General features: G+C 69.1%; 12 protein-coding genes. 5 read left to right on the forward strand and 7 right to left on the reverse strand.

The features are described 5' to 3' along the window. Nucleotides 1–36: 36 nt before the first annotated feature. From N177_RS11290 to N177_RS11310, 5 genes are all read right to left on the reverse strand, one after another. Nucleotides 37–894 carry a glycosyltransferase family 17 protein gene (locus tag N177_RS11290; protein ID WP_023432457.1) on the reverse strand — a complete coding sequence of 286 codons (858 nt, stop codon included), beginning with the start codon at nucleotides 892–894 and terminating at the stop codon, nucleotides 37–39. Nucleotides 895–992: 98 nt separating this feature from the next. Beyond that, nucleotides 993–1601, reverse strand: a complete 609-nt coding sequence (locus N177_RS11295) for a sarcosine oxidase subunit gamma (protein WP_023432458.1) — start codon at nucleotides 1599–1601, stop codon at nucleotides 993–995. Continuing rightward, nucleotides 1594–4569, reverse strand: a complete 2976-nt coding sequence (locus N177_RS11300; protein WP_023432459.1) for a sarcosine oxidase subunit alpha family protein — start codon at nucleotides 4567–4569, stop codon at nucleotides 1594–1596. Before N177_RS11300 ends, N177_RS11295 begins: the two co-directional genes overlap by 8 nt. Beyond that, the gene (locus N177_RS11305; RefSeq protein WP_040485658.1) at nucleotides 4566–4835 is read right to left on the reverse strand and encodes a sarcosine oxidase subunit delta; all 270 of its coding nucleotides are present in this window, start codon (nucleotides 4833–4835) and stop codon (nucleotides 4566–4568) included. The genes N177_RS11300 and N177_RS11305 overlap by 4 nt, the downstream gene beginning before the upstream one ends. A 12-nt stretch (nucleotides 4836–4847) precedes the next feature. Continuing rightward, entirely contained in the window at nucleotides 4848–6098 is a 1251-nt protein-coding gene (locus tag N177_RS11310; protein WP_023432461.1) for a sarcosine oxidase subunit beta family protein, read from the reverse strand. Nucleotides 6099–6205: 107 nt separating this feature from the next. Here N177_RS11310 and N177_RS11315 point away from each other — a divergent pair, with 107 nt between their 5' ends. The 3 genes from N177_RS11315 (at nucleotide 6206) to N177_RS11325 (ending at nucleotide 10090) form a co-directional block, all read left to right on the forward strand. Continuing rightward, on the forward strand, nucleotides 6206–7186 hold the full coding sequence (locus tag N177_RS11315) for a GlxA family transcriptional regulator (protein ID WP_023432462.1): 981 nt from the start codon (nucleotides 6206–6208) through the stop codon (nucleotides 7184–7186). Nucleotides 7187–7291: 105 nt separating this feature from the next. Beyond that, nucleotides 7292–9025, forward strand: coding sequence for a SulP family inorganic anion transporter (locus N177_RS11320; RefSeq protein WP_040485659.1), 1734 nt, complete (start codon nucleotides 7292–7294; stop codon nucleotides 9023–9025). 51 nt (nucleotides 9026–9076) lie between these two features. Further along, the gene (locus N177_RS11325; RefSeq protein WP_051402351.1) at nucleotides 9077–10090 is read left to right on the forward strand and encodes a heparan-alpha-glucosaminide N-acetyltransferase; all 1014 of its coding nucleotides are present in this window, start codon (nucleotides 9077–9079) and stop codon (nucleotides 10088–10090) included. Here N177_RS11325 and N177_RS11330 read toward each other — a convergent pair. Beyond that, nucleotides 10033–11799: a mechanosensitive ion channel family protein gene (locus N177_RS11330; RefSeq protein ID WP_023432464.1), complete on the reverse strand. Its 1767-nt coding sequence runs from the start codon at nucleotides 11797–11799 to the stop codon at nucleotides 10033–10035. The genes N177_RS11325 and N177_RS11330 overlap by 58 nt on opposite strands. Nucleotides 11800–11948: 149 nt before the next feature. Between N177_RS11330 and tsaA the strand changes: the two genes are divergently transcribed. Then, on the forward strand, nucleotides 11949–12449 hold the full coding sequence (gene tsaA, locus N177_RS11335) for a tRNA (N6-threonylcarbamoyladenosine(37)-N6)-methyltransferase TrmO (RefSeq protein WP_023432465.1): 501 nt from the start codon (nucleotides 11949–11951) through the stop codon (nucleotides 12447–12449). Between the two features lie 22 nt (nucleotides 12450–12471). Here tsaA and N177_RS11340 read toward each other — a convergent pair whose 3' ends face one another. After that, on the reverse strand, nucleotides 12472–14541 hold the full coding sequence (locus N177_RS11340) for an ATP-dependent helicase (protein WP_023432466.1): 2070 nt from the start codon (nucleotides 14539–14541) through the stop codon (nucleotides 12472–12474). A 115-nt stretch (nucleotides 14542–14656) separates the two neighbouring features. On the opposite strand from N177_RS11340, the gene N177_RS11345 reads away from it, so the two are divergent. Next, the gene (locus N177_RS11345; RefSeq protein WP_023432467.1) at nucleotides 14657–15304 is read left to right on the forward strand and encodes an inner membrane-spanning protein YciB; all 648 of its coding nucleotides are present in this window, start codon (nucleotides 14657–14659) and stop codon (nucleotides 15302–15304) included. Nucleotides 15305–15309: the final 5 nt, after the last annotated feature.

Here is a 15309-nt window from a genome sequence, read left to right on the forward strand (position 1 = left end):
CGGTGCCGCCCCACGGGGCGGCACCGTTTTCGTGCGTCATCCCGCGGGATGGTGCATGAGGTGGCCATAATGGCCGGCCACCACACAGGACGGCAGCCTATCCCGTGGGTATGCGCGAAGCTCGCCGAGCTGTCGCCGATACTCTTCCTCGATGCCGCCTTGCGGCAGGATATCGCCCTCCACGATGGAGGCACGCTTGCGTGCGAAAGCCTCGTAGCCACCCAACGACGAGAAGTGCCACCCGGCATCCGGGACGATGTCGACGGGCAGGCCGACGCCTGTGGAGACGCGGTTGCGCAGCCTGAGCGCCAGCGCCGAGAGCGGGACTGGCAGCCGTCGGCGCTTGCTCAGCCGCGCCTTCGTCATCCGCAGGAGCTGCGGCGAGGTCAGGTGGCGGCGCTCGACGAGGCGAGGTCCCAGCAGCCACCGCGCTCGCGGGTGAACGAGGTCGAGACGGAATCGATGCAGGCTCTGCTCGAAGACGACGAGACGCTCGCGGTAGCGGCCGCCCGCGATCACTTCCCGCAGCGCTGAGGCGCGGACGATCTCGTCGACGTCGCAGAGGAGGACGAGGTCGCCGGGCTCGGCTTCCGCGAGCCCATCCTCGATCCGGTCGCGCTGGTAATGCTCGCGCTCCCAGCCACCACCCCGCGCGTGCTTGCCGCGCGCAGGCGGCAGGACGCTGGGAAGGTGCACCTTGATGTGGACGATCCTGTCGGCCCAGGCGGCGAAGCGCTCTTTGTGGGCCTCGAAGTGGAACGGCTTCGGCCCGCCCCGCAGCGTCTCGTTTGCCTCGACGAGCACGAAGCGGTCGACGACCTCGTCCATCTCCCTCAGACGGATCTCGAGCACGTCGAACTCGTCGTTGAAGACGAAGCAGTCGAAGAGGCGCATTGGCTGATCGCCGCCAGCTGAGACAGGGGCGCGTCAGGTAGCACGGAGCAGCAGCAGCCGGAAGCGTCGGGCGAGCGCCCGCCGACGTCACGCGCCGTCTATGCGTCCACCGCCAGCCCGAACTCAGCCGCGCTCGAAGAGAGCCAGCGCCAGAAGCTGCCGGCATAGGAGCGGAAGATCGCCACCTCGAAGACCGGTTCGTCCGCCGCGCGGTCCGCGAGCCGCCAGAGGATGACGCCGATATGGGCCGCATCCGTCACCGCCGCCGCGCCCACGGGGAAGACGTCCGGGTGAAGATCGAGATGGATCCCCTTGGCGAAGACGTCGCGAATGCGCGGGCCGGACAGCCAAAGGACCGCATAGCCGTCTGTCTGGTCGCTCACGGAGGCCGCCTCGCCGAGCGCCGAGCGCAGCTCTCCCGCAAGCTCGTAGCCGCCGCCCTCGCGCACCGCAAACCATGCATCTGGACCGGTGGAGACGAAGGTGAGGCCATCAGCGGCGGCCCACATCGCCCTGTCGGGCGGCGTCAGGCCGTATCGCGTCGCCGCGGCTTCCCGCGCGGCTGCGCCCCGGCCCCGGCGCGCGATGACGGTGGCGAGCGACAGATCCGTCCGCTCGCTCACGCGAACCCCCGGCGCGGAAACCTCGCCGACCGGCATCATGAGGCCGTGGAAGGCCGGGCGGGCAGACAGGGTGACATCAGCCATGATGCTTCGTCCCTTCGGGATCGTAGAAGACGGGCGAGCAGAGCTCGACCTCGGTGTCGCCGCCGCGAACGGGGTCGTAGGCGCGCATGATCTCGCCGTGGCGCTCGGGCCCCCGCTTCACGAGGGCAAGCCCTATCCAGTGCCCGAGGATCGGCGAGTGGGCGACGGAGGTGAGGTAGCCCTCGTCATTGGCGATGACGGCTTCCGCCCCCTTCCCCAGAACATGGGCGCCGGCCCGGATGCGCTGCGAGGGGTCAACCGGCTTCACGCCGACGAGCGTCGGGCGATCCGGATCGGCGAGCCCGGGCCGCCCGGCGAGCACGCGGCCGATGAAGTCCTTCTTCGTCGACATCATGCGGCCGAGACCGAGATCGGCGGCCGTCGTCTGACCGTTCAGCTCGCCGCCCGCGACATGCCCCTTCTCGATGCGCATGACGCTGAGCGCCTCCGTGCCGTAGGGGGTTATGTCCCAGTCGCGTCCGGCTTCCATCAGCGCCTCGACCAGCGCCTCGCCGTACCGCGCCGGCACGGCGATCTCGTAGGCGAGTTCGCCGGAGAACGAGATCCGGAAGAGCCTCGTCGGCACGCCCCGCCAGGCAAACTCGGCGACACCCATGAAGGGGAACGCCTCGTTCGAGACGTCGAGTGCGTCACCAAGGAGCCGCTCGAGCACGCGGCGGGCATTGGGTCCGGCCATGGCATACTGCGACCACTGCTCGGTGACGGACACGAGCTGCACGTCGAGTTCCGGCCACAGCACCTGCCGGCAGAACTCGAGATGCATCATCACCGGCCCGGCATTCGCCGTGGTGGTCGACATGACGTAGTGGGTTTCGCCGAACCGCGCCGTGGTGCCGTCGTCCATCACGAAGCCGTCCTCGCGCAGCATGACACCGTAGCGTGCCTTGCCGATCGCGAGCTTCGCGAAGGCGTTGATGTAGACCCTGTTCAGAAACTCCCCGGCATCGGGCCCCTGTATGTCGATCTTGCCGAGAGTCGAGACGTCGCAGATGCCGACGCTCTCGCGAACGGCCTTGACCTCCCGGTTCACCGACTGGAGCCAGTCGGTTTCGCCGGGCCGCGGGAACCACTGCGCCCTCAGCCACTGCCCGGCCTCGGTGAACACCGCCCCTTGCCGCACCGCCCAGGCATGGCCGGCCGTCAGGCGCGTCGGCTTGAAATCCTTCCCCCGGTGATGGCCCGCCAGGGCGGCGATCGCGACGGGCGTGTAGGGGGGCCGCGCGACCGTGGTGCCGACCTTCTCCATCGGCTGGCCGGTGAGAGCCGCCATGATCGCGTGACCGGTGACGGCGGAGGTCTTCCCCTGGTCGGTCGCCATGCCGAGCGTCGTGTAGCGCTTCAACAGCTCGACGGCCCTGAAGCCCTCGCGCTCGGCGAGCGCGACGTCGGAAACCGTCACGTCGTGCTGGAAGTCGACGAAGGCCTTCTCCTTCGAGGCGGCCACATGCCACAGGGGGGAGACCGCGACGTGATCGTCGTCGCAAGGCAAAGGCTCGGCCGGCGTGATCGCGAAGCCGAGCCCGGCGGCCGCGTCGGCGCCGGCCGTGGCGCCGTCACGCAGCGCGTCGGCGAGGCCGTAGCGGCCCGTCACCGAGCCGGCGACGGTGATATGCGCCGGCGGGTTCGACGGAACGAAGGCCGAGACGTCGTCCGACCAGCGGGGCTTGCCGCCGAGATGCGTGGTGACGGCGAGGTTCGGGTTGAAGCCGCCGGAGACGGCGAGGCAGTCGGTCGTGATCTCGTGCGTGCCGCCGTTCGCGTCGGCCACCGTGATCGAGGAGAGCGCCTTCGCGCCCTTCGTCGCGATCACGCTGCCGCCCTCGATCAGCCTGGTGCCGCCCTTCGCCGCACTCTCGCGCAGCGCCTCATTCGTCACGCGACGGCTGTCGATCACGGCTTCGATGGCCACTCCGGCGGACCGGAGATCGGCGACCGTGCGCCAGCCATCGTCGCTCGAGGTGAACACGGTGACCCGCCGTCCGGGGGCGACGCCGAAGCGGTTGACGTAGGTGCGCACGGCCGACGCGGTCATCACGCCCGGCCTGTCGTTCCCGCCGAAGGCGATCGGCCGCTCGATGGCGCCCGATGCGAGCACCGCCCGCCTCGCCACCACGCGCCACATGCGCTGGCGCGGCAGGTGGCGCGGCGGCACCGGCAGGTGGTCGCTCACCCGCTCGAGAAGCCCGAACTCGTTGCCGTCATAGGCGCCGAACACCGTCGTCCGCCGCATCAGGCGCACGTTGGGAAGCGAGGCGAGCTCCGCCACCGCCTGGCCGGCCCAGTCGCTCCCCGCCATGCCCGCGACCTCGCGCCGGTCGCCGAGAAGCCGGCCGCCGAAGGAGAAATCCTCGTCGGCGAGGATCACGCGCGCCCCGCTGCGACCGGCTGCGAGCGCCGCGGCGAGGCCGGCGGGCCCGGCGCCGATCACCAGCACGTCGCAATAGGCATAGGCCTTCTCGTAGTGGTCGGGGTCGGCCTCCATGCTGACGCGACCGAGGCCTGCGGCGCGGCGGATCGCCGGCTCGTAGATCTTCTCCCAGAAGGAGGCGGGCCACATGAAGGTCTTGTAGTAGAAGCCCGCGACGAAGAACGGCGACAGCAGCGAGTTGACCGCGCCGACGTCGAAGTCGAGCGACGGCCAGCGGTTCTGGCTCTGGGCGTCGAGCCCGTCATAGAGCTCGGCCACGGTCGCCTTCGTGTTCGGCTCGCGGCGCGCGCCCGTCCTCAGCTCGACGAGCGCGTTCGGCTCCTCGGGACCGGCCGTCATGATGCCGCGGGGACGGTGATACTTGAACGACCGGCCGACGAGCTTCACGCCGTTCGCGAGCAGCGCCGAGGCGAGCGTGTCGCCCTCGTGGCCGATGTAGGCCTTCCCGTCGAAGGTGAAGGCGAGTGTGCGTGAGCGCTCGACGAGGCCGCCCGCGATCCGGTTCGGCTGGCCGCTCATCGGGTGGTCTCCGGGTTGGCGAAGGACGCGCCGTGGATCTCGTGGGTGCGCGTGTCGCGCCTGACCTTGAGCCACGAGCGGCAGCCAGAGCCGTGGTACCAGAGCTCCTCGTGGATCCCTGCCGGGTTCACGCGGGTGTGGACGGCTTCCACGAAGGCCTCGAGCGCGTCCGGCGCTTGCGGGTCGGGGCGTCGGTAGGCGGCGTCGCCCAGATAGGTGAACTCGTGCACGTCGCGGCTTCCGCAATGGGGGCAATCGATTCGCATGTTCTTGTCGCTTCAGTGCAGGTTGGGGCGGGCGCCGACGCCCTTTTCGTCGATGACATGGCCGGTCGCGAAGCGGTCGAGCCGGTAGGCGGTCGCCGTCTCGTGCATGCGGCCCGTCGCGATCAGGTGGGCGAAGCAGAAGCCCGAGGCGGGCGTCGCCTTGAAGCCGCCGTAGCACCAGCCGGAGTTCACGTAGAGGCCGTCGACCGGGGAATGGTCGATGATCGGCGAGCCGTCCATCGACATGTCCATGATGCCGCCCCAGGAGCGCAGCAGGCGCACGCGGCCGATCGCCGGCATCAGCGACATGCCGCCCTCGCACACGTCCTCCACCGTCGGCAGGTTGCCGCGCTGGGCGTAGGAGTTGTAGCCGTCGATGTCGCCGCCGAAGACGAGGCCGCCCTTGTCGGACTGCGAGATGTAGAAGTGGCCGGCGCCGTAGGTCACGACGGTCGGGATCATCGGCTTGATCGCCTCCGACACGAAAGCCTGAAGCACGTGGCTCTCGATCGGCAGACGGAACCCCGCCATCTCGGCGACGCGGCCCGAGTTGCCGGCGACCGCCATGCCGATCTTGTTCGCGCGGATCGTGCCGCGGCTCGTCTCGATGCCGACGACGCGGCCGCCCTCGCGCAGGAAGCCCGTCACCTCGCAGTTCTGCACGATGTCGACACCGCGCTCCGAGGCGGCGTGGGCATAGCCCCACACGACCGCGTCATGACGCGCCGTGCCGCCGCGTGGCTGGAAGAGCCCGCCCTTGATGGGGAAGCGCGCGTCGTCGAAGTTCAGGAACGGCACGAGCTTGCGCACGCCCTCGGGGTCGAGTAGCTCCGCGTCCGCCCCGTGCAGGCGCATCGAGTTGCCGCGCCTCGCGAAGGCGTCGCGCTGGGCGTCGGTGTGACAGAGGTTGAGGACGCCGCGCTGGCTCACCATCGCGTTGTAGTTCACGTCCTGCTCGAGCCCCTCCCAGAGCTTCATCGACAGCTCGTAGAAGGCCTCGTTGCCCGGCAACAGGTAGTTCGAGCGGATGATCGTCGTGTTGCGGCCGGCATTGCCGGAGCCGATCCAGCCCTTCTCGATCACGGCGACATTCGTGATGCCGTGCACCTTCGCTAGGTAGTGGGCAGTCGCGAGCCCGTGGCCGCCGCCGCCGATGATGATGACGTCGTAGGAGGGTTTCGGCGCCGCGTCCCGCCAGGTGGGCTTCCAGCCCTTGTGGCGGTTCAGCGCCTGCATGAAGACTGAGAAGCCGGAATAGCGCATGGAGGGGCCTTCTCGAAGCGCCCGGACCGGTCGGGCGCGTGAATTCGCTTGCGTCACGCCATGATGACCACTAGCGACATCGCCACATGACGCAGAGCGACACTCGCATGCCGGACACCGACACCCCGATGGATGATCGGGCGAAGCGTCTCGGCTTCCTCCTGGTGCCGGGCTTCGCCACCATGTCCTATGCCTCCGCGATCGAGCCGTTCCGCGCGGCGAACGTGCTCTCGGGGCGGGAGCTCTATCGCTGGCGGCATATCTCGCCGGCCGGAACGGACGTTCGCTCCTCGACCGGCCTCGCCTACCGGGCCGACCATCTGGCCGGTGACAGGTCCGACTACGACACGGTCTTCGTCTGCGCCGGCGGCAATCCCGCCACGTTCGACGATCGCCGCACCTTCCAGTGGCTGCGCAGCCTGGCGCGGCAGGGCGTCGCGCTCGGCGGCGTGTCGGGGGGTCCATTCATCCTCGCCCGCGCCAGCCTTCTCGACGGGTACCGCTGCACCGTGCACTGGGAGCACGTGCCGGCCTTCCGCGAAGCCTTCCCACGGCCGGAGCTGACGACGGCACTCTACGAGATCGACCGCGACCGCCTCACCTGCGCCGGCGGCGTGGCCGCGCTCGACATGATGCACGAGCTGATCGAGAGGGAGCACGGGCCTGAGCTCGCCGCCGCCGTCAGCGAGTGGTTCCTGCAGACGCATGTGCGGGCCGGCAGCGCCAACCAGCTCATGACGCGGCACGAACGGTTCGGGCTTGCGAGCCCGCGCCTGTCGGTCGTGATCGAGGCGATGGAGGCGAATGTCGAGGACCCCCTGCCCCGCGAGGAACTGGCGGATGTCGCCGGCGTGTCTCTGCGCCAGCTCGAGCGCCTCTTCGCCCGCCACATGAAGACGAGCGTCGACACGCACTACCGCCGCCTTCGGCTCGAACGCGCCCGCGCGCTCCTGCGCCAGACGACGCTGACAGTGAGCGAGATCGCGATGGCGACCGGTTTCGTGAGCCCGAGCCACTTCTCGCGGAGCTACAAGGCGAGGTTCGGACACGCGCCGGCGCGCGAGAGGGAGAGCGCCCGGCCCGCATGACTGACATGCGTGCCGCAGATGGGCGGCATGACGAATCTCATGTCACGAGCAGGATCGACATGTGACACTTCACCTGTCCCCCGCGTGCCTTCTGGAAGCCTGCCTATGACGTCCACCTCCCCCACCTTCGCCGAGCTCTTCACGCCGAAGCTCGTGACGGTCTTTCGCGAGGGCTACGGCCTGCGGGACATGCGAGCCGATGCCGTCTCCGGCTTGACGGTGGCGATCGTCGCCCTGCCCCTTTCGATGGCCATCGCGATCGCTTCCGGGGTTTCGCCGGACCGGGGCCTCTACACCGCCATCGTCGGCGGATTCTTCGTGTCGCTGCTGGGGGGCAGCCGCTTCCAGATCGGCGGCCCGGCGGGCGCCTTCATCGTGCTGGTCGCCGCGACCGTCGCGCAGTTCGGCGTCGACGGGCTGATCCTCGCCACGGCGATGTCGGGCCTCATGCTGATGGCGATGGGCTTCCTGCGCCTCGGGACCTTCATCAAGTACGTTCCCTACCCCGTCACCGTCGGGTTCACCGCCGGCATCGCGGCGATCATCTTCGCGAGCCAGATCGGCACCCTGCTGGGCCTGACACTCGAGGGAGCGGAGCCCGGGCCGATCGTGCCGAAGCTGCAGGCGCTGGCGGGCGCGCTACCGACGGTCACACCGTCCGCCGTCGCCATCGCGGCGTTGACCATCGGCATCATACTCGGGCTCCGGCGCCACCGGCCGCACTGGCCGGGGATGCTGATCGCGATCATCGTCGCCTCTTTCGTATCCACGCTCCTCGCCCTGCCGGTCGAAACGATCGGCACGAGGTTCGGCGGGATTCCGCGAGCCCTGCCCGCCCCGGCGCTGCCGGAAATCTCGCTCGCACGGATCGTCGAGCTGCTGCCGGCGGCGGTGTCCTTCGCGCTGCTCGGCAGCATCGAGAGCCTGCTCTCGGCGGTCGTCGCCGATTCCATGACGGGACGTAGGCATCGCTCCAACTGCGAGTTGGTGGCGCAAGGGGCGGCGAATCTCGCCTCTTCGATCTTCGGCGGATTCTGCGTCACCGGCACCATCGCCCGCACCGCGACGAACGTCCGCTCCGGCGCACGCGGCCCCGTCGCGGGGATGCTGCACGCTGCATTTCTCCTCCTCTTCATGATGGTGGCCGCGCCGCTCGCCGCATACATCCCGCTTTCGGCGCTCGCGGGCGTGCTGGCAGTGGTGGCGTGGAACATGGCGGAGAAGCACGAGTTCGCTACGCTCCTGCGGGCCTCGCGCGGCGACGCGGTCGTGCTGTTGGCGACGTTCCTTTTGACGGTCTTCCGCGACCTGACGGAGGGCATCCTCGTCGGCTTCGCGCTCTCGACGCTGCTCTTCCTCCACCGCATGTCGGAGGAGGTCGAAGTCGAGAACGCGTTGCGGCAGGACGACGTGGCCGATGCGACCGACGCTTCAGGACGCGGCCGCTACGACACGGCGCTCGCCACGGACCGCGACATCGCGGTCGTCCGCATCTCGGGAGCCTTCTTCTTCGGGGCCGCCGCGAAGGTCGCGGTCGCGCTCGACCGCATCCAAGAGCATCCGAAGACCTACATACTGGACCTCTCGGGCGTGCCGCTGGTGGACTCGACGGCGGCCAGCACGGTGGCGAGCTTCGTCCGAAAAGCGCGGGGCCGTGGCGCGCAAGTCTTCGTCTCGGGAGCCCGTCCGGAGGCGCGCACCCTCTTGGACGCACATGGTGTGCGCCCGCCTTCCGTCACCTTCGCCACTACGACCGAGGAGGCTGTGGCTCTCGCGCAAGCCGCGGCCGAGCCCGCATCGCATCACCCAGCGCATGGTCAGTCGGCCGCTCCGGTCTGATATGGATCGGGGCGTGCCCCGATCCACCCATCGGAAGGAAGCGCCGACGCGATGGCAAACGCCACTCTGACCGAAGTTCCGGCGCGAGGCCCACGCTTCGCCCTCGTCGACCTCGTTCGCGGCCTCGCGATCATCGGCGTCGTGATCTACCACTTCGCCTGGGACCTCGACTATTTCCGCTATCTCGCCGTCGACGTCGCAAGCGACCCGCTCTGGCGCGGCTTCGCGCGCCTTCTGGCAGGCACGTTTCTCGCACTCGTCGGCGTGAGCCTCGCCCTCGCCCACCGCCGCGGCTTTCGCAAGCAGGCCTTCCTGCGCCGACTCGCGATCCTGGTCATCGCCGCGCTCGCCGTCACCGTCGCCACCTGGCTCGCCTTTCCCGAGAACTTCGTCTTCTTCGGCATCCTGCACGCCATCGCCCTGTTCAGCCTGCTGGCGATCCCGTTCCTGCGCGCGCCGGTCTGGCTCGTTGCGACGACGGGGGCGGCGATCCTTCTCCTGCCGCTCTGGGTCGCACTCCCCGCGTTCGACAGCCGGTGGCTCGCCTGGATCGGCATGGTGGCGACAGTTCCGGCGACGAACGACTACGTGCCGGTGTTCCCGTGGTTCGGCGTGACGCTCATCGGCCTCGCGCTGGCGCGTCTGGCGCTCGACACGGCGGTGGAGGAGCGCGCGGCCGGCTGGAGACCTCGCCTCGCCCTCTCCCGTGGTCTTGTGCGTACCGGCCGATGGACGCTCGTGATCTACCTCCTGCACCAGCCTGTCCTGCTCGGGATCCTCTACCCGGTCTCCCTCGTGGTGCCTCCGAGCCGCGAAGCCGAGCGAGCCCCCTTCGTCGGCAGCTGCGCCCGTACCTGCGTCGCGTCCGGCGGGGAAGCGGCGATCTGCGAGCGCGCCTGCGGCTGTTCGGCGGACGCGTTCGCCGAACAGGATCTCTGGTCGCTGCTGCGCCGCAGCGATCTCACCGACGACGAACAGAGGAGGATCGGCGAGATCACACGTGGCTGCTACGCCGAGGCGGTGCGCGCTTCCGAAGGCTCGGATTTCGATTCCGGCGCGGACTGAGCCTCTTCGGCAGCCGGATCCTGCTCCTCTTCCGTGGTGCCGGCCGCTCGATCCCCTTCACGCTCGACGATGTGGCGCTCGTGCGGGAGGTAGAGGCCCTCCTGCCTCTGGAGCCATCCGATGAGGTCCTCGCGCACGTCGGCCGCGAGGTACCAGGACTCCGTCGCGTTGCGGCCGGTGACCCACACCCACACCTTGATCGCCTCGGTCGAGACCTCCACCACGTTCATCTCACGGTCGCTGTCGAGCCAGCGGGGATCGTCGGTCATCAGCTCCTTGCAGTAGTTGCGCAGCGCCTCGAGATCCGTGCCGAGGTCGACGGGCAGTTCGACGACCCTGGATGTCGTCATGTCCTTCTTCGACCAGTTCTCGAACGGCTCCGTCAGGAGGTGGCTGTGTGGAACGATGACGCGCTGCTGCGTCCAGGTCCGCACCACGGAGTACATGAACCTGATGTCTTCGACGCGCCCCCAATGGCCGCCGATTTCCACGACGTCGCCGATCTCGATCGGCTTGGTCAGGGCTATCTGCACCGACTCGACGAGGCCGCTGAGCACCGGGCGCGCCGCGAGACCCAGTATGACGGCAAAGGCGCCGGTCGATGCGAGGAGCGACATGCCGATGGAGTCGAAGACGTCGAGATAGGAGAGCAGGAGGCCGACGCCCACGACGGCGGCGACGAAGAGGACGACGCGGCGCATCACCGCGATATTCGTCTGGTACGTGCGCGCGAGCTGCTCTCCGTCGGGATCCGCGGCAGGCCCGCGGGTCGCGAGCGTGGTCGCCACCGTGCCGGCGACCCTGGAGACCGCCCATGTCGCGAGCAGGAAAATGACCGCGACCAGGAAGACGTCGATGTGAGCCGTCAACACCCCGTCGAGCGGCAGCAACGACTTGACGGCGACCAGCAGGACGACGGCCGACGTCAGCCAGCTCACCGGCCGCTGGCAGCAGGCGATGATGGCGTGCGCCCAGTCTCGATCGAAGACCCGCGGCAGCAGCCCCATCAGGCGGTGGGTTAGAAGATACAGAAGCAGCGCGCAACCGATCAGCACGGCGAGCACGACCCACTCCCAGAGGGCTATCGTGCCGTAGTCACTCTTGTCGAGATTCTCGCGGACCCAGCGCTCCAGCACCCCTGGCCCATGCACCTCGTACAAGCGGTCGACATTTCCGACCGTGTACGGGGAGAATGCCCAGAGCATCTCGCCTCCGGGCAGGCGGTGACGCTGCAGGTTGATCGGTACGGGGCGGCCCCGATCGCTGATGGTGCCGAGCTGGATCGTTCGGCGCGAGAACGGCTGCGAAACGCTCTGATTGGCCGCGGCGGGGTCGGGCGTGACCTGCGCGTCAGGCACGTCCGGCAACCTGTTCCAGTCGATGAGGGACTGCGACTCCAGGAGATAGACGAGCTTGCGCGCCAGGTCCGGGCCACGCCGAGCCTGCTGTTCCGGCGGGATGTGGGAGAGGTTCAGGATCTGGGCCGCATCGGCGAAGGCCTCCCGGTCGGCTGCGTCCAGGAAGAACTCCACCGCGGACTGCGGCGTGTCGCGCACATGGGGCACCTCGAAATCCGGCATCCCCACATTGAAGTCCTCGACGAGATAGACGGGGTCCTCTTCCGCCTCCTGCGACCACGCCGCAGAGGCGAAAAGAACGAGCGCCAAGAGGGTCATGACGAGACGTGTGAGTGGCGCGCGCGCCGGCATTGCCTTCTCCAGGCCATTCATTCGCTGCTGAGCCACCCCTTGCTCGCAAACGGCTCCCGGAACGAAGCGTTCCGGGAGGAAGCGTTGGCAACGGCCTCCCGACGTGATCAGGTCTCCCGCGGCGCCCCCCGAGAGGAACCGGTTTGCGAATGGAAAGAGAACGACCCGGCGAGGTGAAGCTCGAACAGGGAGCGCTCGAGCGCTCGGAAGGGGACCGCGTCGTGTTCATCGGGCGCATCCGCTCGCAGTGGATGGACCGGAGTCAGACGCCGAAGAACCTGCGCCAGGCACGCGAGCGGGGCCCTCATGAGGCGAGCGTCGAGGTGGACGAGCCGTTCCGCCCCGGCCTCGCCGACCTCGCCGGCGCGTCCCACGTGATCCTGCTCACATGGATGCACCGCGCCGAGCGCGACGTCATCCGTCAGCTGCCGCGCCATGCCGAACGACCGCTCGGCCTGTTCTCGCTGCGCTCTCCCGCGCGGCCCAATCCGATCGGCCTCGAGATCGTGAGGCTCCTGGATCTCGACGAGGATCGTGGCCTCCTCACCGTCGACGCGACCGACTGCCTGGATGGGACCCCGCTCGTCGACATCAAGCCCTACCTGCCGTCGATAGACGCCTTTCCGGAGGCCGTGCCGCCACGGCGGTAGAAGCCGCCCGGCCGCGCCGGAGCTAGCCCGTCCCCCACATCGCCCGCATCCGGGCCGCGATGTCGATCGCAGGCCGCGGCTCGCCGGAGCGCCCCTCCTCCGCGGCCTGCGGGGCTTTCGGCCAGTGCGTCAGGTCGAAACGGTCGAGAAGCGCCGAGGGAATGAAGCGCGTCCGGGCGGCATAGACGTGCCGGTCGCCGCGCGAGGCCTGGCCGTGCGTATAGAAGCGCTGCGGCACGACGAGCTGCAGGCGGTCGCGCGCGCGCGTCATTCCTACGTACAGAAGCCGCCGCTCCTCCTCGATCTCATCGGCCCGCCCGGTGGACATATCCGAGGGAATGCAGCCGTCGACCACATTCAGTACGTAGACCGACCTCCACTCCTGCCCCTTGGCCGAATGGATCGTGGAGAGGATGAGGTAGTCCTCGTCGAGGAGCGGCGCCCCGGCTTCCGCGCTCGTCGCGTCGGGTGGATCGAGCGTCAGGTCGACGAGGAAGCGCTGGCGCGAGGGCGCCGCGGCCGCGATCGATTCGAGCTGCACGAGATCGGCGAGCCGCGTCTCGGGATCCTCGAAGCGCCGTTCGAGGTGAGGCTCGTACCAGGACCGGGCGGCGGCGAGCTCCGCCGGCCACGGCACCGCCCCCGACCGCAGGAGCCCGAAGGCCCGCGCGAAGTCGGTCCACGCCCGGTCGGCACGGGGCGGTGCGGGAAAAGCCTCGACCGCCGCCTCGGGCACCGCCGCGGCCGCCACCAGGTCGAGAGCCTTCCCGGCTGTGGCGGGGCCGATGCCCTCCATGAGCCGGAGCACGCGGAAGCCGGCGACCCGGTCGCGCGGGTTCTCGGCAAAGCGGAGCACGGCGAGCAGGTCCTTCACGTGCGCCGATTCCAGGAACTTCAGGCCACCGAACTTCACGAACGGGATGTTGCGCCTCGTCAGTTCGACCTCCACCGGTCCGGAATGGTGGGAGGTGCGGAAGAGAACCGCCTGATCCTTCAGCGCGAGCCCATCCTCCCTCTGCGCGAGCACGCTTTCCGCGATGAAGCCCGCCTGGGCCTGCTCGTCGCGCACGACGACGATGGCCGGCTTCTCCTGAGACTGCCTGTCGGTCCAGAGGTTCTTCGTGAAACGCTCGCTCGACAGGCCGATCACGTCGTTCGCGGCGGCGAGGATCGTGTCGGTCGAGCGGTAGTTCCTCTCCAGCGTCACCACGCGGGCGGGCGGATGGAAGCTCGAGGGGAAGTCGAGGATGTTGCGGATCGTCGCCGCCCGGAAGGAGTAGATCGACTGGGCGTCGTCGCCGACCACGGTCACTCCCTCGCCGGACGGCTTCAGCCCCAGGAGGATCGCCGCCTGCAGTCGGTTCGTGTCCTGGTATTCGTCGACGAGGACATGGTCGAAGCGGGCGCCGATATGGGCCGCGAAGGCCGGCTCGCCGCAGAGCTGGGCGAGGTAGAGCAACAGGTCGTCGTAGTCGAGCACGCCCTGGCGCTGCTTCGCGCCGACATAGGCCTGGAAGAGCCCCCGAAGCTCGTCCGCCCACATGGCGCACCAGGGGAAATGCCGCCCGAGAACGGGCTCGAGCTCGTCCTGGGCGTTCACCGCGCGGGAGTAGATGGAGAGGCACGTGCCCTTCATCGGAAAGCGCTTCTCCGTCTTTCCCAGGCCGAGCTCGCCGCGCACCAGGGCCATGAGGTCGGCGGAATCCTCGCGGTCGAGGATCGTGAAGGCGGGGTCGAGACCGATCTCCGGAGCATATTCGCGCAGGAGGCGCGCGCTCATCGCGTGGAAGGTGCCGGACCATTGAAGGGCCTCGGCCATCGCCCGCCCGCTCTCTCCGAGCGCGCGGGCGAGGATCCTCCCGGCCCTCGACGTCATCTCCGCGGCAGCCCGGCGCGAGAACGTCATCAGGAGGATGCGCCGCGGGTCGGCTCCGGTCGCGACGAGGTGGGCGACGCGGTGGGCGAGCGTGTTCGTCTTGCCCGACCCCGCTCCCGCTATCACCAGGAGCGGCGGACAGCCCCCGCCCTGCGTGCCGTGCTCCACCGCGAGACGCTGCGCATCGTTCAGGCCGTCGAGATACTGAGCGCCCATCGCCCGGAACGAATCTCCCCGAGAATTCCGTTGATAGGAAGCCGCATCCTTCCCTCATCCGCAATGCGCGCGTTCGGGTCGCAGGCCGTGGCAGGGTCGAGAGGAGACGCGACAGGTGGGGTCGGCAGGCCGGGACAGGGCGGCCGGAACGGGGGTCGCAACGAAACGGATCGATACACCGAAGCTCCTGAAGCGCTTCGCGGTCGAACTGGGCCCGCCCCTCGTCTTCGCGCTGGCGCTCCAGATGACGGACGTTGCGCCGGCGATCGGGATCTTCCTCGCTGTCACGGCCCTGAGCACCCTTCATTCCTGGTTCGAGCTCGGACATTTCCCGCGCATTCCGGCGACGCTCCTCGCCGTGTCCGGCGTCCTCGGCGGCCTGAGCATCGCCACGGGCGAGGAAGCGTTCATCGAGGCGAGCGCCTCCGTGATCAATGCCGGCGCGGCCGCCGCGCTGGCGGTCGGGCTGATGACGGGGCGTCTTTTCCTGAAAGGGTCTCTCCAGTCGGGCTTCCGCCTGCGCGACGAAGGCTGGAGGGCTCTCTCCCTCCGCATGATCGCCTATCTCCTGACCCTCGCGGTGGTGAACGAGATGGTGCGCCGCGCCGTGCCGATCGAGACCTGGGCCTGGTACAAGGCGTCGATCCCCGTCCTGAACCTCCTCTTCCTCTCGGCGAACTGGCCCCTCATCCGCCGCAACCTCATGCCCCGGAGCGAGTCCGAGCCTGCAGCGGCGGCGCGCGGACCTGCCCGCGAGCGGTGACATCC

Source organism: Lutibaculum baratangense AMV1, from assembly GCF_000496075.1.
GTDB lineage: Bacteria > Pseudomonadota > Alphaproteobacteria > Rhizobiales > Tepidamorphaceae > Lutibaculum > Lutibaculum baratangense.